19 protein-coding genes are annotated in these 20,026 nt (G+C 70.0%); 13 read left to right on the plus strand and 6 right to left on the minus strand.

Translation table 11 applies throughout. The annotated features are described in order from the left end of the window. Positions 1–18: 18 nt before the first annotated feature. From FCN22_RS15700 to FCN22_RS15725, 6 genes are read left to right on the plus strand one after another with little or no spacing between them, the layout of a single operon-like run. Entirely contained in the window at positions 19–1,077 is a 1,059-nt protein-coding gene (locus FCN22_RS15700; RefSeq protein ID WP_137122505.1) for a Rieske 2Fe-2S domain-containing protein, read from the plus strand. Then, positions 1,074–1,562: a hypothetical protein gene (locus tag FCN22_RS15705; RefSeq protein ID WP_137122506.1), complete on the plus strand. Its 489-nt coding sequence runs from the start codon at positions 1,074–1,076 to the stop codon at positions 1,560–1,562. The genes FCN22_RS15700 and FCN22_RS15705 overlap by 4 nt, the downstream gene beginning before the upstream one ends. A gap of 33 nt (positions 1,563–1,595) precedes the next feature. Beyond that, the gene (locus FCN22_RS15710) at positions 1,596–2,561 is read left to right on the plus strand and encodes a PDR/VanB family oxidoreductase (protein ID WP_137122507.1); all 966 of its coding nucleotides are present in this window, start codon (positions 1,596–1,598) and stop codon (positions 2,559–2,561) included. A gap of 9 nt (positions 2,562–2,570) precedes the next feature. After that, complete coding sequence (locus FCN22_RS15715; RefSeq protein ID WP_238384780.1) at positions 2,571–3,947, plus strand: FAD-binding oxidoreductase; 1,377 nt, start codon at positions 2,571–2,573, stop codon at positions 3,945–3,947. Between the two features lie 47 nt (positions 3,948–3,994). Then, positions 3,995–5,260: an alpha-hydroxy acid oxidase gene (locus FCN22_RS15720; protein ID WP_137122508.1), complete on the plus strand. Its 1,266-nt coding sequence runs from the start codon at positions 3,995–3,997 to the stop codon at positions 5,258–5,260. Beyond that, positions 5,257–5,562 (plus strand): Dabb family protein, encoded by a 306-nt coding sequence (locus FCN22_RS15725; RefSeq protein WP_162308229.1) that lies wholly within the window; start codon positions 5,257–5,259, stop codon positions 5,560–5,562. Before FCN22_RS15720 ends, FCN22_RS15725 begins: the two co-directional genes overlap by 4 nt. Before the next feature lie 77 nt (positions 5,563–5,639). Here FCN22_RS15725 and FCN22_RS15730 read toward each other — a convergent pair whose 3' ends face one another. Together FCN22_RS15730 and FCN22_RS15735 are read right to left on the minus strand one after the other, a co-directional pair. Continuing rightward, positions 5,640–7,193, minus strand: coding sequence for a PucR family transcriptional regulator (locus tag FCN22_RS15730; protein ID WP_137122510.1), 1,554 nt, complete (start codon positions 7,191–7,193; stop codon positions 5,640–5,642). Between the two features lie 44 nt (positions 7,194–7,237). Beyond that, on the minus strand, positions 7,238–8,386 hold the full coding sequence (locus FCN22_RS15735; RefSeq protein ID WP_137122511.1) for an acyl-CoA dehydrogenase family protein: 1,149 nt from the start codon (positions 8,384–8,386) through the stop codon (positions 7,238–7,240). 142 nt (positions 8,387–8,528) lie between these two features. Here FCN22_RS15735 and FCN22_RS15740 point away from each other — a divergent pair, with 142 nt between their 5' ends. After that, positions 8,529–9,674, plus strand: coding sequence for a CaiB/BaiF CoA transferase family protein (locus FCN22_RS15740; protein WP_137122512.1), 1,146 nt, complete (start codon positions 8,529–8,531; stop codon positions 9,672–9,674). 27 nt (positions 9,675–9,701) lie between these two features. Here the strand turns inward: FCN22_RS15740 and FCN22_RS15745 are convergent, their stop codons facing one another. Beyond that, entirely contained in the window at positions 9,702–10,367 is a 666-nt protein-coding gene (locus FCN22_RS15745; RefSeq protein WP_162308230.1) for a GntR family transcriptional regulator, read from the minus strand. A 103-nt stretch (positions 10,368–10,470) separates the two neighbouring features. Between FCN22_RS15745 and FCN22_RS15750 the strand changes: the two genes are divergently transcribed. The 5 genes from FCN22_RS15750 (at position 10,471) to FCN22_RS15770 (ending at position 15,472) form a co-directional block, all read left to right on the plus strand. Next, on the plus strand, positions 10,471–11,418 hold the full coding sequence (locus tag FCN22_RS15750) for an ABC transporter substrate-binding protein (protein ID WP_137122514.1): 948 nt from the start codon (positions 10,471–10,473) through the stop codon (positions 11,416–11,418). Continuing rightward, positions 11,415–12,359, plus strand: a complete 945-nt coding sequence (locus tag FCN22_RS15755; RefSeq protein WP_238384781.1) for an amino acid ABC transporter permease — start codon at positions 11,415–11,417, stop codon at positions 12,357–12,359. Before FCN22_RS15750 ends, FCN22_RS15755 begins: the two co-directional genes overlap by 4 nt. Further along, positions 12,356–13,168, plus strand: a complete 813-nt coding sequence (locus tag FCN22_RS15760) for an amino acid ABC transporter ATP-binding protein (protein ID WP_274381612.1) — start codon at positions 12,356–12,358, stop codon at positions 13,166–13,168. Before FCN22_RS15755 ends, FCN22_RS15760 begins: the two co-directional genes overlap by 4 nt. A 30-nt stretch (positions 13,169–13,198) precedes the next feature. Then, entirely contained in the window at positions 13,199–14,551 is a 1,353-nt protein-coding gene (locus FCN22_RS15765) for a M20/M25/M40 family metallo-hydrolase (protein ID WP_202911620.1), read from the plus strand. A gap of 96 nt (positions 14,552–14,647) precedes the next feature. Further along, entirely contained in the window at positions 14,648–15,472 is an 825-nt protein-coding gene (locus FCN22_RS15770) for a HalD/BesD family halogenase (RefSeq protein WP_137122515.1), read from the plus strand. Positions 15,473–15,552: 80 nt separating this feature from the next. Here the strand turns inward: FCN22_RS15770 and FCN22_RS15775 are convergent, their stop codons facing one another. Then, positions 15,553–16,473: a LysR family transcriptional regulator gene (locus FCN22_RS15775; protein WP_137122516.1), complete on the minus strand. Its 921-nt coding sequence runs from the start codon at positions 16,471–16,473 to the stop codon at positions 15,553–15,555. A 221-nt stretch (positions 16,474–16,694) separates the two neighbouring features. Here FCN22_RS15775 and FCN22_RS15780 point away from each other — a divergent pair, with 221 nt between their 5' ends. Continuing rightward, positions 16,695–17,516 (plus strand): HalD/BesD family halogenase, encoded by an 822-nt coding sequence (locus tag FCN22_RS15780; protein ID WP_238384782.1) that lies wholly within the window; start codon positions 16,695–16,697, stop codon positions 17,514–17,516. Positions 17,517–17,595: 79 nt separating this feature from the next. Here the strand turns inward: FCN22_RS15780 and FCN22_RS15785 are convergent, their stop codons facing one another. Continuing rightward, positions 17,596–18,606, minus strand: coding sequence for an acetamidase/formamidase family protein (locus tag FCN22_RS15785; protein WP_137122517.1), 1,011 nt, complete (start codon positions 18,604–18,606; stop codon positions 17,596–17,598). Then, complete coding sequence (locus tag FCN22_RS15790) at positions 18,593–19,999, minus strand: APC family permease (RefSeq protein ID WP_137122518.1); 1,407 nt, start codon at positions 19,997–19,999, stop codon at positions 18,593–18,595. The genes FCN22_RS15785 and FCN22_RS15790 overlap by 14 nt, the downstream gene beginning before the upstream one ends. Positions 20,000–20,026: the final 27 nt, after the last annotated feature.

Here is a 20,026-nt window from a genome sequence, read left to right on the forward strand (position 1 = left end):
TCCCAAGGAGATTGATCGATGTTCGTCAAGAACGCCTGGTATGTCATCGGATGGTCCGAGGAGGTCACCCGTGAGCCGATGAAGCGCACCGTCCTCGGCGACGACGTCGTGCTCTACCGCAAGCAGGACGGCACCGCCGTGGCCCTGGCCGACCGCTGCGCACACCGCGCCTACCCGTTGTCCGCCGGCCGGATCATCGGCGACAACATCCAGTGCGGCTACCACGGGTTCGAGTACGACTGCGAGGGGTTGTGCGTCAAGGTGCCGGCCCAGGACCGGATCCCCCCGCGGGCGCTGGTGCACAAATACCCCGTCGTCGAGGCGCACCGCTGGGTGTGGATCTGGATGGGCGACCGGGACAAGGCCGCGGACACCCCTGTCCCCGACACGCACTGGATGACCGACCCCGCGTGGGACCGGGTGACGCACACCCGGCTCTTCGAGTCGAGCGCCGACCTGATCCATGACAACCTGCTCGACCTCACCCACGAGTCCTTCCTGCACGAGTCGTCGATCGGCGACGCGGCGGTCTTCGAGAACGGCGTCACGGTCGAGGTCGACGGGCGCTCGGTGAGTGTCGACCGGTGGATGCCGCACTGCCACCCCTCGCCGCTGTTCGAGAAGGCGACCGGTCTGCAACTCGTGGATCGTTGGCACACCACGCAGTTCCAGATGCCGAGCCTGCACACCATCCACGCCGGCGTGGTGGAGCCGGGCGGGCGGCGCGTGGACGGCCACCTGCTCGAGGTGCTCAACGCGATCACCCCGCAGACGGAGTCGACCGCGTGGTACTTCTACGGCTTCTGCCGAAACTTCTCGGTGGGCGACGAGGCCATCAACGACCTGCTGCGCGAGAACCTCGGAGCCGTGCTGGACGAGGACGCCGACGCCCTCGCCCTCCAGCAGCAGCGCATGAAGACCCGACCGGAGACGCTGCCCGACGTGCTCATCGGCCAGGACGCGGGCGTGGCGAAGGCGCGTCGGCTCATGACCAAGCTGGTCGCCGAGGAGGCCGAGGAGGCGAAGGAGGCGGCCGAGGCGGAGTCGGCCCGGCGTCGTCCCGGCCGCGCGTCGTGAGGCTGCTGCTCCGAGCCGGCGCCCACCGGCCCGTGCCAGGCGGGGTCGAGGTCGCCGCCTCACCCGACACGCCGCGCCGCGAGGCCTGGCAGTGGCACGTCCGGGTGCTCGAGGGTCGATCCGGGCACGGCGAGGAACAGGCGGACGTCGAGCGGCTCACGCTGAGCCTGCCTCGCTCCGGCGGCCTCCCCGCGGTGCTGGAGGTCAGCTGTGACCCCGACGCCGCGGCCGCCAGGGCGGAGGTCGTGATCAGCGGGGAGCCGGTCACCCTCGAGCGAGACGTCCACGAGGTCACCGTGCTCGTCGTCGGGCAGGGCGGCGTGCGTGTCGAGGGGCGCCACCTGCTGCACGAGCTGGACGCGATGGTGCTCGAGGGCGACGACCCGCTCCGACCCGAGCTGGAACGGGTGGGGGAGGAGCCCACCTCCGTCGCCGTCGTGCGCCTGCGCTCGACGGCAAGCCAGCCGATCAGCTGGGTCCCGTAGGCCGGCCACGACCCCACGAACCACGAGGAAGCCATGTCCACCACCCACGAAGAGCGTGAGCTGCGGCTCCGGGTCCACCAGCTGACCTGGGAGTCCGAGGGCGTCATCTCGGTGCACCTGCGCGCCCCGGGCGGCGGCGACCTGCCGGTCTGGCAGGCCGGCGCACACGTCGACCTGCGCCTGCCGGGCATCATCACCCGGCAGTACTCCCTGAGCGGCAGCCCCACCGACCGCACCACGTGGCGCATCTCGGTGCTTCGCGAAGCAGCCGGCAAGGGTGGCTCGCAGGCCGTGCACGAGACGCTGCGTCCCGGCGACGTGGTCGAGGTGGTGGGCCCGCGCAACAACTTCCCGCTGGTCGCCGGGGCCGACTACCTGTTCATCGCTGGTGGCATCGGCATCACCCCGATGCTGCCGATGATCGAGGCGGTGGCCGCCTCCGGCGCCTCCTGGCAGCTGCTGTATGGCGGTCGCACCCGCAGCAGCATGGCTTTCCTGCCCGAGCTGGAACGCCACGGCGACGCCGTGCGGGTGCAGCCACAGGACGAGGTCGGCCTGCTCGACCTGGGCGCGCTCCTCGACGAGCCGCGTGACGGCACGCTGGTCTACTGCTGCGGTCCCGAACCGCTGCTTGCCGCCGTCGAGGAGCGTTGCGCGAGCTGGGCGCCCGGATCGCTCCACCTGGAGCGCTTCAAGCCCAGGGCGCAGGCACCGGTCGACCCCGACGCCGAGTCGGACTTCGAGGTGGTGCTCGAGCAGTCCGGTGTGACGGTGACCGTGCCCGCCGGGATGAGCGTGCTGGAGGCGCTGGAGGACAATGGCATCGAACCACTGAACTCCTGTCGCGAGGGGATCTGCGGCACGTGCGAGACCAAGGTGCTCGCCGGTGTCCCGGACCACCGCGACAGCCTGTTGTCCGACGAGGAGCGAGCGGCGAACGACACGATGATGATCTGTGTCGGACGTGCCCTGTGCGACCGCCTGGTCCTCGACCTGTGAGGAGACCTGTTGACCAGCGACACCGTTGCTGACCTGTCGGAGCTCGGGACCGGCCTCAGCGGCCGGCTGCTCACCGACCCCGACGTCGTCGAGGCCTACTGCCGCGACGAGGCGCACCTGGTGGCTCCCGGCACGCCGGTGGCGGTGCTGCTGGCCGAGACCGTGGAGGACGTGTCCGCAGCTCTCCGCTGGGCCCACCGGCACGGCATACCGGTGGTGCCACGGGGGGCGGGCACCGGACTGGCCGGGGGAGCGACCGCGACACCGGGCTGCCTCGTCGTGTGCCTGGCCCGGATGACCGCGATCCGGGAGATCTCGGCCGGGGACCAGCTGGCCGTCGTCGAGGCGGGTGTCATCACCGCCGACCTCGACCGGGCGGCCGCCGAGGTCGGACTGATGTATGCCCCCGACCCGTCCAGCCACGAGATCTCCACGCTGGGCGGCAACATCGCCACCAACGCCGGTGGACTGCGCTGTGTGAAGTATGGCGTGACCCGCGACTTCGTGTTGGGTCTCGAGGTGGTGCTGGCGGACGGCCGGGTGATCCACACCGGACGCCGCACCGTCAAGGGCGTGGCCGGCCTCGACCTGACCAGTCTGTTCGTCGGGTCGGAGGGGACGCTCGGCATCGTGACGAGCGCGACGCTGCGGTTGCGGCCCAGGCCGGCCGCGGAGCCGGTGACCGTCGTCGGCAGCTTCCCGTCCCTGCGAGCCGCGGGCGACGCGGTCGCCTCGGTGGTCCGCGATGGAGTCGTGCCGAGCCTGCTGGAGCTGGTCGACCGCAACACCCTGCAGGCGATCGACGACTGGAAACACATGGGGTTGGGCGACACCGCAGCCATGCTGATCGGACAGGCCGACGGCAGCGACGCGGCCGAGGTGGCCGACCAACTGGAAGCCTCGTTCGAGGCGGCCGGTGCTGATTTCGTTGCGGTCTCTGCGGACCGGGACGAGTCGGCCCAGCTGCTCGAGGTGCGCCGACTTGCCTACCCTGCGGCCGAGCGGCTCGGGCGCTGTCTGGTCGAGGACGTCGGCGTGCCGCGCTCGAAGCTGCCGGACATGCTGGATGCGATCGAGCGGGCCGGCGCCAGGCACGGTGTCACCATCCTGACCGTCGCCCACGCCGGAGACGGCAACACTCATCCGACCTTCGTGTTCGAGCCGACTCCCGACGGCGACGCCCCACCCGAGGTGTGGGCGGCCGCCGACGAGGTCTTCCGGACGGCGATCGAGCTCGGCGGCACACTGACCGGCGAGCACGGGGTCGGCGTCCTCAAGACCCGCTGGCTCGAGCTCGAGCTCGGTTCGGACGTCATGGACGTCCAACGCTCGATCAAGTCGGCTCTCGACCCGACCGGGATCCTCAACCCCGGCAAGGGTTTCTGAACCCGTCCACGCCACTCACCCACCTCCGTGAAGGAGCTCCGACCAGCATGAGACCCCGTGACGTCCGCGCCCTGATCAGGCCGCGCCGGCCGATCCTCGACCCCGTGGACCGCACCCTCGCCCACTGCCACACGATCGACGACCTGCGGCGCGCCGCCCGCCGTCGCTGGCCTGAGGGCGTGCGTGGCTACGTCGACGGGGGAGCGGACGGCGAGGTGACCGTGGAGCGCAACCGCACGGCATACGAACGCTTCTCGCTGTTGCCGCACCCCCTGCGCGACGTGACCGAGGTGGACACCAGGGCGTCCTTCCTCGGTGTCGAGTCGGCGCTTCCCTTCGCCCTGGCACCCACCGGCTACACCCGGATGATGCACAACCAGGGCGAGCCCGCGGTGACCCGTGCCGCGGGCGCGGCCGGCATCCCCTACACACTCTCCACGGTCGCGACCACGAACCTGGAGGACGTCGCCCGGGAGTCCACCGGTGACCTGTGGTTCCAGCTCTACGTCTGGCGCGACCGGGCCCTGATGCGCGACCTCGTGGCCCGGGCCCGGGACCACGGCTACCGGGCGCTGATGCTCACGGTCGACACCCCGGTGACCGGGCTGCGTGCTCGCGACCTGCGGGCCGGGTTCACCGTGCCACCGACCCTCACGCCGTCGACCATCCTGCAGATGGCGGCCCACCCCGTCTGGTGCGCCCGGATGCTCACCGGGGCGCCCATCACCTTCGCCAACATCCCCGGCTTCGAACAGGACCCGATGGGCGCGATGGCCATGTCGGCCGAGCTCTTCGACGCCTCCGTGAGCTGGGACGACCTCGCGCAGCTGCGCGAGCTGTGGTCGGGCCCGCTGGTGGTCAAGGGACTGGTCCGGCCCGACGACGTCCGGCAGGCGGCCTCCCTGGGCGTCGACGGCGTGGTGCTGTCCAACCACGGCGGCCGCCAGCTCGACCAGACCATCCCGCCGATCGACGCGCTTCCGCAGGTGCGCGACGCCGTGGGGGACAGCCTGGAGGTCTACGTCGACTCGGGGATCCGCCGCGGCACCGACCTGGTCATCGCCCTGGCCCGGGGGGCCACCGGTTGCCTGGTCGGACGCCCCTACCTCTACGGTCTGGGCGCTGGCGGCGAGCGCGGAGTGACCGCGGCGATCACCATGCTGGCCGACGAGCTGCGCCGGGCCATGCAGCTGCTCGGCGTCACGAGCATCGCCCAGCTGCGCCAGGAGGGCGAGACGCTGGTGCGTGACACGGCGCCGGGCTCCTCGCGCCGGGTGGGCGCCGACGCCGGGGGCGCGGGGTGGGCCTCGTGACCATCCGGCACATCGTCCTCTTCCGGCTGCACGAGGGTGTCTCCCACGACGACCCGCGGGTCACGGAAGCCGTGGCGGGGTCTGCGGGGTTGCGGACGACCGTGCCCGGCGGCGAGGACTGGCGGATCGGCGCGGACACCAGCGACCGCGAGGTCTCCGCCGACTTCGGTGGTGTCGGTGACTTCGAGAGCCCCGCGGTCCTGCGCGCGTTCTTGACCCATCCCGATCACGTGGCCGCGGCCGATCGCTGGACGCGGATCGCCGGCTGGACCGTCTGCGACCTGGAGATTGCCTCTCGCTGACGCGGGGGTAGGGGTGTCCCCGTCCGTCCGCTCCGCTCGTGTTGGGCGGAACTGCTCCCCGTCCGAAGCCGACCGGGTCAGCCCGGCTGGGAGGACCGAAGCTGGCCGTGGTGCACGGCGAGCCACAGGTCCACCCGCGCAGCCATGGTGTCCAGGTCCTGACCCGTGAGCTCGCCGATCTGCGCGAGGCGGTAGCGCAGAGAGTTGCGGTGCAGGTGCAGGGCGGCGCAGGTGGCCGCCATGGAGCAGTCCCGGGAGAGCCAGGTGCGCAGCGTCGCGACGAGGTCGGAGCCACGGTCGCGGTCGTGCTCGACCAAGGGCCGCAGTGCCGAGTCCGCGAGCTCGTGCGTCCCGGCGTCCGCGCCGGCCAGCAGCACGGCGCCGAGCGAGAGCTCCACGGACCGGTGGACACCCGGACCCCGCTCGCCGGCGAGGCGCGCCTCGAGGTGACCCCGGCGCAGGCCCATGATCCCCGGGTGAGCCGCACTGACACCGACCGCCGCGTGGGGATCGCGGTCCCGCAGCCGGGTCAGCAGACCTCGGGCAACCTCGTCGGCATCGGTCTCGGCCGACACGACGAGGACGACGCGGTCGTCGTGCCAGGCCGTCAGATGGTTCTCCTCGACGTCGTCGAACAACCGCAGGATGGCGGTGGGGTGGCGGGTGAGCGCCTGGGCTGCGCCTTGGGCCCGGCCGATGACCACCCGGTGCTCCTCGTCGGGGGTCACGCCCAGGTCGGCGAGGCGGCGACGCGACTCCGCGTCCGATCCCGTGCGTTGCACGATGTCCTCGAGCACCTGCGCCGCCAAGGCGCGCTGTCCGCGCAAGACGGCCTGGCGACGGGCGATCTCGAGCCCGAGCACGTTGGCTGCCGACGAGAGGATGTCGGGCCGGGGCCGAGGAGCACGGGCCCTCAGGTAGGCCAGCGGCTCACGGTCGACGAGGATGGGCACCTCGCTCGTCGGACCCCAGCCCTCGCCCCCTTCGGCGACCGGTTCTCCGTCGGCCTCCTGCCCGGACACCTCGTGGCCTGCCACGTCCTGTGGCGCGCCGGTGCTCGCTGCCCCCGATGGGGTGGGCGAGTGCCCGGCGATCCACCGTCCGTCCCCGTCCACGAGGGCCACTTCTGCACCGGCACCGAGGTGCCTGGCCAGGGTCCGGACCAGGTGCGGCAGGCCGCGGCCGTCGAGCAGGTCGCGGAGCAGCTGGTCCTGGGCGAAGGCGCTGGAGCGCACCAGCTCGTACTGCTCGGCGAAGATCCGGTCGGCCACGAGGCGGCTGATCTGGATGAACGGCACCGAGACCGGCGAGTTGACCACGGCGAGCCCTGCCGTCTCGGCGGCCGTCACCAGCGACTGTGGCACCGCGTCGCGCACCAGCCCGGTGCCGATGCACAAGGCGGCGACCGGCACCTCGACGAGCTGGTCGACCAAGGTGCGCCACTGCTGGTCGGTGCGCTCCTGCAGAGCGGTGGTGCAGACCAGCTCACCGCCGCGCAGGAACGGCGCGGGCTCGCTGAGCTCGGTCGTGGCGACCCAGCTGATCTCGCGGTCACCCGGGTGGCAGTGTGAGGTCAGCGCCACCAGCTGTAGCGCAGGCTCCGCCAGCAGGGCGGCGACGGTGACGGACACTCCCGGAGTATCCCATCGGGGACGCTGCCGGGACGACCGGTCGGTCAGCGGGGCCCCAGCAGCTGGCGTGCGACGACCATCCGCTGGATCTGGTTGGTGCCCTCGTAGATCTGGGTGATCTTGGCGTCGCGCATCATCCGCTCGGCGGGGAAGTCCATGGTGTAGCCGGCTCCGCCGAGCAGCTGCACCGCATCGGTGGTCACGGACATCGCCGTGTCGCTGGCCAGGCACTTGGCTGCAGCCCCGAAGTAGGTCAGGTCCTTGGCGCGCTCCTGACTGCGAGCGGCCGCGGCGTAGACCATCTGGCGGGCCGACTCCACCCGCATGGCCATGTCCGCAAGCATGAACTGGACCCCTTGGAAGTCCGCGACCGCGTGGCCGAACTGGCGGCGCTCCTGGACGTAGCCGGTCGCGAGATCCAGTGCGCCCTGCGCGATTCCGAGCGCCTGGGCACCGATGGAGACACGGGTGTGGTCGAGCGTGCCGAGCGCGACCCGCATGCCGCGACCGCGCTCTCCGAGGAGCCGGTCGGCCGGGATGCGGCAGTCCTCGAAGTAGACCTCTCGGGTGACCGACCCGCGCAGACCCATCTTGCGCTCCGGCTCGCCATAGCTGATGCCCTCGTCGTCGGAGTGGACGATGAAGGCCGAGATGCCGCGCGATCCACGGTCGGGGTCCGTGACGGCGAAGACGATGAGGAACCGCGCCACGCCGGCCGAGGTGATCCAGGTCTTGACACCGTCGAGGACCCACTCGTCGCCGGACTCGGTTGCGCGGCAACGCATCGCGCCCACGTCGCTGCCAGCCTCCCGCTCACTGATCGCGTAGGCCATCAGTGCCGCCCCGGAGGCGACCTCGGGCAGGTGGTCCTGCTGCTGCCCGGGGGTGCCGTGCAGCAGCAGGGGGGTGATGCCCAGCTTGTTGGACGTGAGGATCGACGAGGACGAGGCGCAGACGCGTGAGACCTCCTCGACGAGGATGGCAGACGCGATGGCATCCATGCCGTCACCACCGAACTCCTCGGGGATGCCCGGTGCGTGCATGCCGGCGGCGACCAGCCCGTCATACGACTCCTGGGCGAAGCCGCCACGGCGGTCCACCATGGCCGCGTTGGGTGCCAGCCTGTCCTCGGCGACACTGCGCGCCGCGGCGCGGAAATCGGCATACGTGTCGGGCAGGAGGTATGGCGTCACGAAGGCTCCTCGGTCGGGCTGCGGTCCCTGTCATGGGACCAGCCGTCCCCGCCCCGCTCAAGGTGCACGTGCACGAAGGGCTCCCCGGAGCTCGTGCGCGTGCACATGGCCCCCGCGTCATCGGCTGCCTAGCGTGGGCGCCATGCCAGCCCTCGACGGAGTCCGTGTCCTCGACCTCAGCCGGGTCCTCGCCGGCCCCTACTGCACCGGTCTGCTCGCCGAGCTGGGGGCCGACGTGGTCAAGGTGGAGTCGCCCGCAGGCGACGACGCCCGCCATCTCGGGCCGTTCACGGCCGGGGAGAGTGTTTACTTCGCCCAGCTCAACCGCGGCAAGCGCAGTGTGGTGCTCGACCTCAAGGACGATGCCGAGAGGGCGACCCTGCTGCGGCTCGTCGAGCAGGCCGACGTGCTGGTCGAGAACTTCCGTCCCGGGGTCACCGAGCGGCTGGGCATCGACCACGCCGCCCTGTCCGCGGTGAACCCGCGGCTGGTCTACACCAGCATCTCCGGATTCGGCCAGACCGGGCCGATGGCCGGGCTCCCGGCCTACGACCTGGTGGTCCAGGCCATGTCGGGTCTGATGGCCGCCACCGGGACGCCGGAGGGTCTGCCCACCCGGGTGGGGGAGTCGCTGGCCGACGTCGTCGCCGGCCTGTTCGCCGCGTGGTCCACGTGCGCGGCGCTCTACGAGCGGGAGCGGACCGGCCGCGGCCAGCACCTCGACGTCTCGATGCTCGACTCGATGATCTCGCTGCAGGTGACCGGGCTGAGCCTGCTCACGGCCACCGGAGTGCATCCGGGCAGGGTCGGCAACCGGCACCCGGTGTCCGCGCCGTTCGACACCTATCCGACCAAGGACGGCCTCGTGGCGATAGCCGTCGCGAACGACGCCGTCTTCGGCCGGTTCGCCGCGCTCGTCGAGCGGCCGGAACTGGCGACCGACCCGGACTTCAGCACGGACAGCGCTCGCGCGCAGCGGGTTTCGCAGATCACCGAGATCACGCAGGCGTGGACGTCGCGGCACACGAGCGGGGAGGTGTTGGCGCTGGCCGGCGCCGCCGGGGTGCCGGCCGCGCCCCTCTGGGACCTGGAGCAGGCGCTCGCCAGCGAACAGGTGCGCGGCCGTGGGCTGGTCGGCGAGTTCGACCATCCCGTCCTGGGCCCGACGCCCTACCTGGGCATGCCGGTGCAGGTCGAGTCGGGCCGACCTCGGGTGCGCAGCAGCCCGGCGCTCGGCGCGGACTCGCGCGAGGTCCTCTCCGACTGGCTCAGCGAGCTGGTCGGCTGAAGCAGCGACCATGCAGGCGCCGCGCCCTCAGGTGGCCTCGGACAGGGTCTCGCCGTAGCCCTCGGTCATGTGCTTCTCGGACAACGTCGTCAGGCGCTGGACGTCGTCGTCGAGGCAGGCCTGCAGGATCTGGCGGTGCTCCTCGATCATCCGGCCGACGTTCTCCTCGTCGTGGATGTAGGACCGGGTGATCCGACGGCTGACGGGGTGGTCCCAGAGCTGGTCCAGCATCGTCAGGAGGAGCTGGTTACCGGCCGGCTCGATCATCGCCTGGTGGAAGCGCCGGTTGAGGTCGAACTGCGCTGCGGCGTCGGTCGGGTCGGCCGCGGCCATCTCCTCGATGATGGTGTTGATGCGCGACGCCTGCACCCGGCTGAGCCGTCCGCAGGACTTCTCCAGCGCCAGCACCTCGAGGTTGCGGCGCACCTCGAAGACCTCGGTGATGTCCTGGTCGGTCAGGTCGTTGACGAGGTAGCCGCTGCCGGGGAGCCACGTCACCAGGCCCTCCTGCGCCAAGCGATTGAGGGCGTCTCGGACCGGGGTGCGAGAGACCCCCAGGTCGCCGGCCACCTGCTCCTGGACGAGCTTCTCATCGGCACCGTAGCGGCCCTCGATGATGGCGTCGCGGACGGACTCGTAGACGACCGTGCCCATCGGACGGGCGCCGGACCGACGAGCCGGGGAGCTGACCATGACGTGAACCGTACCCTCTTGTGGCTGCTGGATCCAGCGTATACAGTGCATCCACTCCTTGGCCGCGCCGTGCTCGCGAGGCCCCCCACGAAAGGCCTGACCCATGCGCTTGACCCGTTTGTGCGCCCTCACCCTCCCCGTGATCGGCATGATCGCGCTGTCCTCCTGCACCCAGGCGAGCCAGACCGCCGACCCCGCAGCCGGTGGCACGGGCGGCGGCCAGGGGGGAGGTGCGAGCGCGGCAGCGCAACCCGCCGCGAACACGAAGGTCGGCAAGGCGGCGAAGCTCGTGCCGGCCAGCGTCAAGGCGAAGGGCAAGCTCACTGTTGCCATGGACGCGTCCTACGCGCCGTTCGAGTACTTCGACAAGGACAACAAGACCATCATCGGCTTCGACGCTGACCTGTCCAAGGCCCTCGCCGGCAAGATGGGCTTGACCGCCGTCGACGTCAATGCGGGATTCGACACGATCCTGGCCGGCCTGACCAGCGGCAAGCACGACCTCGGCATGTCGGCGTTCTCCGTGACGCCGGAACGGGCCAAGACGGTCGACTTCGTCGTCTACCTCACGGGTGGGACGGGGATCGCCGTCCCCAAGGGAAACCCCAAGAACCTCACCATGGACCCGAAGCAGCTCTGCGGACTCCGGATCGCCGGGCAGAAGGGCTCGATCCAGGGGATCGACTACCTGCCGGAGTTCTCGAAGGCCTGCGTGACGGCGGGCAACAAGCCGATCACCATCCGCCTCTTCCCGTCGCAGAACGAGGCGAACCTCGCTCTGTCCAGCGGGCGCGTGGACGCCGTGATGGCCGACAGCATCTCGATGGCCTACCAGTCCAAGCTGTCCGGTGGACGGTTCGAGCTTGCGCCGGGTGAGGACTACGAGCCGACCAAGACCGGAGTGGCGCTGAAGAACGGGTCCAACCTCGTGCCCGCGATCTCGGCGGCCATGCATGAAGTCGTGGCGGACGGCACGATGAAGAAGCTGATGAACAAGTGGGGCATGCCCGACCAGTCGCTCGGCGATGACGCGGGTGAGGTCGTCAAGTGACCGCGGACCTGCGGCGCTCGAGCGAGGGCCTGTCGCCTTCGCCGGCGCCCGGGGAGGACCTGACGGTCGTACCCAAGCGACATCCCGGCCGGTGGGTGGCCGCAGCGGTGGTCGTGCTCATCGGAGTGGCCCTGCTGCGGTCGGTCGTGGGCAACGAACGTTTCCAGTGGGACGTGGTCAACCTCTACCTGCGCGACGTGTCCGTCGCCCAGGGCCTCTGGCTGACCATCTGGCTGACCGCCGTCTGCATGGTGGTCGGTGTCGTCCTGGGGATCGTCCTGGCCGTCATGAGGATCTCGGCCAACCCGGTCATCCGCAGTGGCGCCTTCGGCTACGTGTCCTTCTTCCGGGGGACACCGCTGCTCGTGCAGCTTCTCTTCTGGTACAACCTGGCGGCGCTCTATCCGGTGATCACGTTGGGGCTCCCCGGGATCCATCTGGACGCCAACCAGCTCATCACCCCGCTGACGGCGGCCATCCTCGGACTGGGACTCAACGAGGCGGCCTACATGTCCGAGATCGTGCGGGCCGGGATCATCTCGGTCGACCACGGCCAACAGGAGGCGGCCGGGGCGTTGGGCCTGACTCGGAGTCAGACCATGAGGCGCGTCATCCTGCCCCAGGCGATGCGGGTGATCATCCCGCCGACAGGGAACGAGACCATCGGCATGCTGAAGATGACGTCTCTGGTCTCGGTGCTGGCCGTGCCGGATCTGCTCTACTCGGCGCAGATCATCTACAACCGCACCTTCCAGCCCATCCCGCTGCTGATCGTGGCGAGCATCTGGTACCTCGTGGTGACGACCCTGCTGACCATCGGCCAGTTCTACGTCGAACGGCACTTTGCCCGTGGTAACAAGGTCCTGCCACCCACCCCTCTGCAACGGCTGAGAGCGTTGCTGGCCACCCACACCCCGCTCGCGAAGGGTGATCTGTCATGACCGAGTCGACCTCGACACGCCTGACCGCGGCGTCGCACGAGTCGCAGAACGACCCCATGGTGCGCGCCGAACAGGTGCGCAAGTCCTTCGGCCGGCTCGAGGTGCTCAAGGGCGTCGATCTGACCATCGGCCGGGGCGAGGTGGTGTGCATGGTCGGCCCGTCCGGGTCGGGCAAGAGCACCTTCCTGCGCTGCATCAACCACCTCGAACGCGTTGACGGAGGCCGGTTGTGGGTCGATGGCCAGGTGGTCGGCTACGAGCAACGCGGTAACAAGCTGCACGAGCTGGCGGACAAGGAGATCTGCAAGCGCCGCGGCCAGATCGGGATGGTCTTCCAGCACTTCAACCTCTTTCCGCACATGACGGTGTTGGAGAACCTCATCGAGGCGCCGCGGCTGGCCCTGAAGCAGCCGAAGGCGGACGTCACGTTGCGCGCGCTGTCGCTGCTGGAGCAGGTCGGTCTGGCGGACAAGAGAAGTGCCTATCCCCGGCACCTGTCCGGGGGGCAGCAGCAGCGTGTCGCGATCGCCAGGGCGTTGTGCATGCAGCCCAAGCTGATGCTCTTCGACGAGCCCACCTCGGCCCTCGACCCCGAGCTGGTGGGGGACGTCCTTGCGGTGATGCGCGACCTGGCCTCGAGCGGCATGACCATGGCGGTGGTCACCCACGAGATGAGCTTCGCCCGAGAGGTCGCTGACCGCGTCGTGTTCTTCGACGCCGGACAGGTCGTCGAGGAAGGACCCGCCAGCCAGGTCATCAACGACCCCCAGCACGAGCGGACCCGCGCCTTCCTGCGCGCGGTGCGTTGAGCAGACCGCGCAACGAAGGAGGAGCAGACCGTGACGGCCGAGGTGCAGGGAGCGGAAGTCGGGCGCGACCAGAGCAACGCCGTGGGTGATCGGTGGTGGGAGGACGCGGTCGCGACCTGCTCGACGTTGATCCGGATGGACACCCAGATCGGCGGCCCGGGGGAGCGGGCCGCCGCGGAGTGGGTCGCCACCTTCCTCAGCGACGCCGGTGTGGGCTCCGAGCTGGTGGAGTCCGAGCCGGGACGCAGCACACTGGTCTCGCGCGTGCCTGGGCAGGACCCGACTCTCGACCCGCTGCTGGTGCAGATGCACCTTGACGTCGTGCCGGCCCAGCCCCACGAGTGGTCGGTCCACCCGCTCTCCGGCGAGGTCAGGGACGGCTACCTGTGGGGCCGTGGCGCAGTGGACATGAAGAACATGGTCGCCAGTGTGCTGACCGTCGTGCAGGAGCGGGTGCGCGGGGGACGGCTGCCCAGGCGTCCGCTGGTGCTGGCCTTCTTCGCCGACGAGGAGAACGCGGGAGTGCTCGGCGCCGAGTGGGCGGTGCAGCACCGACCGGACCTGTTCGAGGGCTGCCGCACCGCGATCGGTGAAGGTGGGGGCTACAGCGTCCCGATCCGCCCCGGGGAGCGGATCTATCCCATCCACACGGCCGAGAAGGGCTGGGCCGCACTGGAGCTCACGGCCCGTGCCGCCCCCGCGCACGCCTCACGACTCTACGATGACAACCCGGTCCGGGTGTTGGGGGAAGCCATCGGCGGGCTCACCCATGACCGCTTCGCAGTGCACCTGACCCCGCAGGTCGAGCAGCTCCTGCGGACCGCGTGCGAGCTCGGCGGCGTGGCGTTCGACCCGGACCACCCTGAGGCCGCCCTGTCGCTGCTGGGGACCGAGGCCGGCAACGCGGCCTCCGGCCTGCGGCACACTGCCCACGCAACACGGCTGTCCGCCGGCTACCAGAGCAACGTCATACCGGGCTCCGCGACGGCCGAGCTGGACTGCCGCTACCTGCCTGGGCGCTGGGACGAGTTCCGCGCGGAGCTGGACGCCGCGCTCGGCGACGGGGTGGAGGTGCGTGAGCTCGCGCGGACCGCCGGACTGGCGCCGACCGCGGACGGGCCCGATCCGGCTCTGTTCTCGGCTGCTTCGCAGGCTCTGCAGTCGGAGGATGCGACAGCGAGGGTCTCCTCGTTCATGCTGTCCGGCGGCACCGACGCGACGCACCTGCAACGACTGGGGATCGAGTGCTTCGGCTTCAACCCCTTGCTGTTGCCGGAGGACCTGGACTTCTGGTCGCTGTTCCACGGCATCGACGAGCGCATCCCGGTGGAGGCGCTGCACTTCTCCACCCGGGTGCTCGACCGGTTCCTCGATCTCTACTGACCTCCGCTGAATCCGAGACACCGCACTTCCTCCGGACCGGGCCGCCACAGGGCCATCCGGGCTTGCCGACCACGCCACGACAGACAGGAACCACCGATGACCGATACGACACCCGTCACACCGCCGCCCTACGCCGATGTCGTGGACCTGGAGCGGTACCCGATCCACGAGCTGGACAGCGCGCGCGGGCGGGCGCTCGTCGACGCCTGTCGCGCCGACCTTGCGGAGACAGGCGTGTGCAACCTGGAGGACTTCATCACCGCGGAGGCGGTGGACGCCATGGTGCACCTCGCCGGAACGCGAGGCGGGGACGCGTGGGCTTCCGACCGGCTGCACACGATCTACTTCACGCCGGTGGACGAGTCGGTGCCGGCCGAGCACCCGCGCGCACACCAGGTGCGCTCGGCCAAACGCGGCATCGCCTACGACCAGATCCCCAAGGACGCGCCCTTGCGCAGGCTCTACGAGTCGGACGACCTGACGCACTTCATTGCCGCGGTCCTGGAGAAGCCGGTGCTCTACCGCAGCGCCGACCCGCTGGATGCGTTGCAGGTCACCGCGTTCCAGCCCGGCGAGGAGCTCGGCTGGCACTTCGACAACAGCGAGTTCTCGATGACGGTGATGTACCAACAGGCCGAGGCGGGCGGCGACTTCGAGTACGTCCCCGGTCTACGCTCGGAGGAAGACGAGAACCATGACGGTGTCCAGCAGGTGCTGCAGGGTGACCGGAGCGCCATCAAGGTGCTGCCGAGCGCGCCGGGCACGCTGGCCTTCTTCCGTGGCGAACACGCGCTCCACCGGGTGACGCCGATCGAGGGCGGCCGACCGCGGATCAACTCGGTCCTCACCTACGGCGAACGCCCGGACATGCGGCTCAGCGACCTGACCTCCGAGATCTTCTACGGCCGCACCTCATCCTGAGCTGAACCCGTCGCGAGGTATGCCGTCCAGGGCAGCTGCCGCGGACGGCATACCAGCCCCGCGCACCTGCCGGAACGCAGTCAGGGCACGGCGACCCGACTTGCCTCCTGCTGGGCCACCCGCACGAAGGCCTCGCCTGCGGGGATGCGGTAACGGTCACGGTGCCAGGCCAGACCCACGACCCGCGGTGCCACTCCCGCGAGCGGCACCGTGCGCACCCCGGTGCGGAAGGGGTCGACCGACAACCACGAGATGACTGCCGAGCCGACGCCCTCGGCGACGAGCCCGAGGATCGTGCCGTTGTCGTTGGAGCGCAACAGGATCTGGCTGGCGAGCTCCGGGCGGCCGAGACGGGACTCGACCGCGTGCACGTCGCGCATCCGGGCATACGTCACCAGCGGGTGCCCGGTCAGGTCCCTGGGGTGCACGGCGCTGCCGTCCCGACCGAGCTCGCTGTCGTCGCGGACGACCACGACGTAGGGGTCCTCGAGCAGCTCGCGGTGGGCGAAGGGCCCCGCCATGACCGGGTAGACGAGGAAGGTCAGGTCGAGCTCGCCCCGTTCCACCAGGTGCAGCAGCTCCTCGTCGTCCTCGGCCTCGGTCAGCTCCACGCGCACCTGCGGCCAGCTCGCCTGGAACTCGCGCAGGATGCGCGGCAGGAGCCGGGCGCCGACACTCTGGTAGCAACCGATCCGCAGCAGCCCCGACTCGCCCTCGGCGAGTGCGCGCAGGTCGGCGCGGGCGCTGTCCAACCGGGCGACGATCGCCTCCGCGTGCCCGAGGAGGACGCGCCCCGCGGCGGTCAGCGCGACCGGTCGCTGACCGCCCGGGCGTTCGAGGAGCCGCTGCCCGACGAGCCGCTCGAGCCGGCCGATCTGCTGGCTGATGGCGGACTGGGTGTAACCGAGCGTCTCGGCGGCTCGGCTGAACGAGCCCTCCCGACCGACGGCGGCCAGGGCCAACAGGTAGCGCAGTTCGAGCGCGCGCCTGGGTTCATTCATGCCGGTTCACCATGCACATTCATATGTCGGTCCCCTCACTGCGCCTGCTCCATCGGCCGGTGGCTGCGTCGCTGGCACGCCCGCGTACCGTTCCTGCTCAGATATTAGAATTTCTGATGAATAGGGTCAATGACTGGACTTGCTCTAATGATCTTGGCCGCCGCACGCTGGAGACCACGCGCACGGTCCGGTGCGCGAGCAACGACCACGAGGAGCCCACCATGACCCTGACCGCCACCACGGCGCCTGCCTACGCGGACGTCGTCGACCTGGAGCGGTACCCGATCCACGAGCTGGACAGCGAGCGCGGTCGCGCCCTCGTCGACTCCTGCCGCGCCGCTCTGGCCAAGGACGGCGTGTGCACGCTCGAGGGATTCATCACCCCTGAGGCGGTGTCGTCGATGGTCGAGCTCGCCGGTCAGCTGCAGGACAAGGCCTGGGCTTCCGACCGGACACACACGATCTACTTCGAGCCTGTCGACGAGAGCGTCCACGCCCAGCACCCGCGGGCCCACCAGGTGCGGTCGGCCAAACACGGCATCGCCTACGACCACATCCCCGGCGACGCGCCGATGCGACGGCTCTACGAGTCGGACGACCTGACCGCCTTCATCGCCGCGGCCCTGGAGAAGCCGGTGCTCTATCGCAGCGCCGACCCCCTGGATGCCCTGCAGGTCACCACGTTCCATCCCGGCGAGGAGCTCGGCTGGCATTTCGACCGCAGCGAGTTCTCGATGACGGTGATGTACCAGCAGGCGGATGAGGGCGGCGACTTCGAGTACGCCCCGGGCCTGCGCTCCGACGACGACGAGAACTACGAGGGTGTGCAGGAGGTGCTGCAGGGAGACCGCAGTCGTCTCAAGGTGCTCCCCAGCGCGCCCGGGACCCTGGCGTTCTTCCGGGGCGAGCACGCACTGCACCAGGTCACCCCGATCAAGGGGGCCACCCCGCGGATCAACTCGGTCCTCACCTACGGCGAGCGCCCCGACATGAGGCTCAACGACCTGACGTCCGAGCTGTTCTACGGCCGCACCTCCAGCTGACCGCCGGGAACCCACCAGCACGGGTATGCCGTCCGCTCACCCGAGCGGACGGCAAACCTGTGTTGGATGGCAGAGGAGGTCACACGTGGGTGCGGCCGATCTCGCGCAACCGCGTGTGGATCCCGTCATAGGCCTGTGCGCCGCCGAGCACCACGCGAGGCAGTTTCGCCAGCATGGTGTAGTTGGTGTCCACCACATTGCCGACCGGGGCGAGGCCGGCCTGGCTGACCAGCTGCAGGGCGTCGAGCTGCTCGAGGCCGGTCAGCTGTGCGGTCCAGGTGACGAGGTCGTGCTGGCTCACCCGGAAGGCGTCCTCGAGCGGTCGCACCGACCCGGTCGACATCAGGAAGTCGTCACTCTCCAGCCGTGGCCACCCCGTGCCGGCCCCCTTGACGACGTCGACCACGATCGTCGTGTCCATCGCCGCCTCGACCGCGGTGCCGCACACCTCGCCCTCACCCTGACGACAGTGGCCGTCGCCGATGGCCAGCTGCGCACCAGGGACGTTGACCGGCAGGTAGACGGTGGTGCCGGCGCGCAGCTCCGGGGTGTCCATGTTGCCGCCGTGCGCGCCGGGTGTGATGGACATGGTCACCTCACCGGCGGCTGGTGCGACACCGACGGTCCCGTGCATCGGATCCAGGGGCAGCTCGACCGTGTGGTCGCTCGCGCGCGCCGAGTAGCGGACCATGCCGGCGGCGGCGTCCACGGCATACATCCACACCCGTTCCTCGAGCGGCTCGTGCAGCATGGCGGTGGCGTGCGTGGTGGTGAGCGCGCCGAAGTGCGGGAAGGTCGCCGAGACCGCCCAGTCGCGGGCCGGGCGGATCGCCGCGAAGTGGACCGCGAGAAGGTCGCCCGGCTCGGCACCCTCCACGTGGATCGGCCCGGTCACCGGATTGAGGTAGGGGAATTCGCAGACCCGGCTCGGCAGGTCGGCGACCGACCGCACCTTGCCGCCGAAGCAGTCCTCGGTGCTCAGCTCGATCACCGACCCGGGGGGTACGCGCAGGAGCGGCTCGCCCCCCCCGAAGACATACCTGAGCTCGCCTGCCGCCGGCCGCAGCTCGAAGACCTCATCGCTCGACATCGTCGACCTCCTCGCTCATTCCGGCCAGCTCCGGCTCGCGCCGCATGGCCTTGAAGATGACCAGCACCACGACCCCGATGGCGAGCCAGACGAAGCCGAGCCGCTGGGCGGCGACGTTGGCGTTGATCACCACGTACAGCAGGATCGCGAAACCGATGACGGGGAAGACCAGGTGACGCCACCAGTCATGGCTGTGTTGGCGGACCACGAAGTGGTTGACCACCGAGACGTGCAGCACGAGGAAGGCCGTCATCGCACCGAAGTTGACGAGCGTGCTGAGCAGCGAGATCCCGTCGTCGCGGGAGGCCATGTAGAGCCCGAGTACGAGGGACACCGCCGCCACGAGCAGGGTGGCGTTGACGGGAACCTTGCGCCGTGGATCGATCTTGGCGAGGAACGAGGGCAGCTGCCGGTCCCTCGCCATCGCGAACAACAGGCGCGACGTCGCCGCCTGCGCGACCAGCGAGTTGGCGAAGCCCCACGCGATCGCGGTGGCCAGCGCCGCGAGCTTGGCGAGCCACGCGCCCCCGGCGACCTGGGCGGCGTCGTAGAAGGCCGTGCCGCCGGGGTCGCCCTGGCTGATCAGCTGGTCGGGGTTCGGCACGAGCAGAGAGGCGATCCACGTCTGCACGATGAACAACGAGCCCGCCAGCAGCAACGCGCCGATCATGGCCCTGCCCAGCGCTCGCGCCGACTCCTGGTTCTCCTCGGCCAGCATCGAGATGCCGTCGAACCCCAGGAAGGAGAGCACCGCGATGGAGACCGCGCCGAAGACCAGCGGCCAGGTGAAGGTCGCGTCGTTGAACAGGGGAGTGATGCTGAACCCCTGCCCCTTGCCGGCAGCCAGCGCGACGAGCCCGATCACGATGAAGATGCCCAACACGATGAGCTCACCGACCAGCATCACCTTGTTGACCTTGGCGGTCATCTCGATGCCCAGGTAGTTGACGACGGTGTTGAGAACCACGAAGAGCACCAACCAGATCCACACCGGGATGCTCGGCACGATGGTGTTCATCGCCACGCTGGCGATCAGGTAGAGCAGACCCGGCACGAGCACGTAGTCGAGCAGGATCACCCAGCCCGCGAGAAAGCCCACCCAGGGACGCAGTCCGCGGCCGGCATACGTGTAGACCGACCCGGCCATCGGAAACGCCTGCGACATCTGGGCGTAGGAGTTCGCGGTGAAGATCATCGCCACCATGCCGATGGCGTAGGTGAGCGCGACCATGCCCCCCGAGCCCTGGAAGACGCTGCCGAAGATGCCGAACGGCGCGATCGGCACCATGAAGATGAGTCCGTAGACGAGCAGGTCGCTGAACCGCAGGGAGCGCTTGAGCTCCTGGCGGTAGCCGAACTGCTCTACGCCGTCCGTGGCGTGCTGCTGTGCCATCGCGGTCCTCCACCGGTAGGTATTTCC

Source organism: Segeticoccus rhizosphaerae, from assembly GCF_005222685.1.
Lineage (GTDB): Bacteria > Actinomycetota > Actinomycetes > Actinomycetales > Dermatophilaceae > Segeticoccus > Segeticoccus rhizosphaerae.

What these genes read in the sequence shown, in the direction of transcription:
- FCN22_RS15700 (WP_137122505.1), top strand. Translation starts at nt 19, where the DNA reads ATGTTCGTCAAGAACGCCTGGTATGTCATCGGATGGTCCGAGGAGGTC.
- FCN22_RS15710 (WP_137122507.1), top strand. Translation starts at nt 1,596, where the DNA reads ATGTCCACCACCCACGAAGAGCGTGAGCTGCGGCTCCGGGTCCACCAG.
- FCN22_RS15720 (WP_137122508.1), top strand. Translation starts at nt 3,995, where the DNA reads ATGAGACCCCGTGACGTCCGCGCCCTGATCAGGCCGCGCCGGCCGATC.
- FCN22_RS15740 (WP_137122512.1), top strand. Translation starts at nt 8,529, where the DNA reads ATGCCAGCCCTCGACGGAGTCCGTGTCCTCGACCTCAGCCGGGTCCTC.
- FCN22_RS15745 (WP_162308230.1), bottom strand. Translation starts at nt 10,367, where the DNA reads ATGGTCAGCTCCCCGGCTCGTCGGTCCGGCGCCCGTCCGATGGGCACG.
- FCN22_RS15750 (WP_137122514.1), top strand. Translation starts at nt 10,471, where the DNA reads ATGCGCTTGACCCGTTTGTGCGCCCTCACCCTCCCCGTGATCGGCATG.
- FCN22_RS15760 (WP_274381612.1), top strand. Translation starts at nt 12,356, where the DNA reads ATGACCGAGTCGACCTCGACACGCCTGACCGCGGCGTCGCACGAGTCG.
- FCN22_RS15770 (WP_137122515.1), top strand. Translation starts at nt 14,648, where the DNA reads ATGACCGATACGACACCCGTCACACCGCCGCCCTACGCCGATGTCGTG.
- FCN22_RS15775 (WP_137122516.1), bottom strand. Translation starts at nt 16,473, where the DNA reads ATGAATGAACCCAGGCGCGCGCTCGAACTGCGCTACCTGTTGGCCCTG.
- FCN22_RS15780 (WP_238384782.1), top strand. Translation starts at nt 16,695, where the DNA reads ATGACCCTGACCGCCACCACGGCGCCTGCCTACGCGGACGTCGTCGAC.
- FCN22_RS15785 (WP_137122517.1), bottom strand. Translation starts at nt 18,606, where the DNA reads ATGTCGAGCGATGAGGTCTTCGAGCTGCGGCCGGCGGCAGGCGAGCTC.
- FCN22_RS15790 (WP_137122518.1), bottom strand. Translation starts at nt 19,999, where the DNA reads ATGGCACAGCAGCACGCCACGGACGGCGTAGAGCAGTTCGGCTACCGC.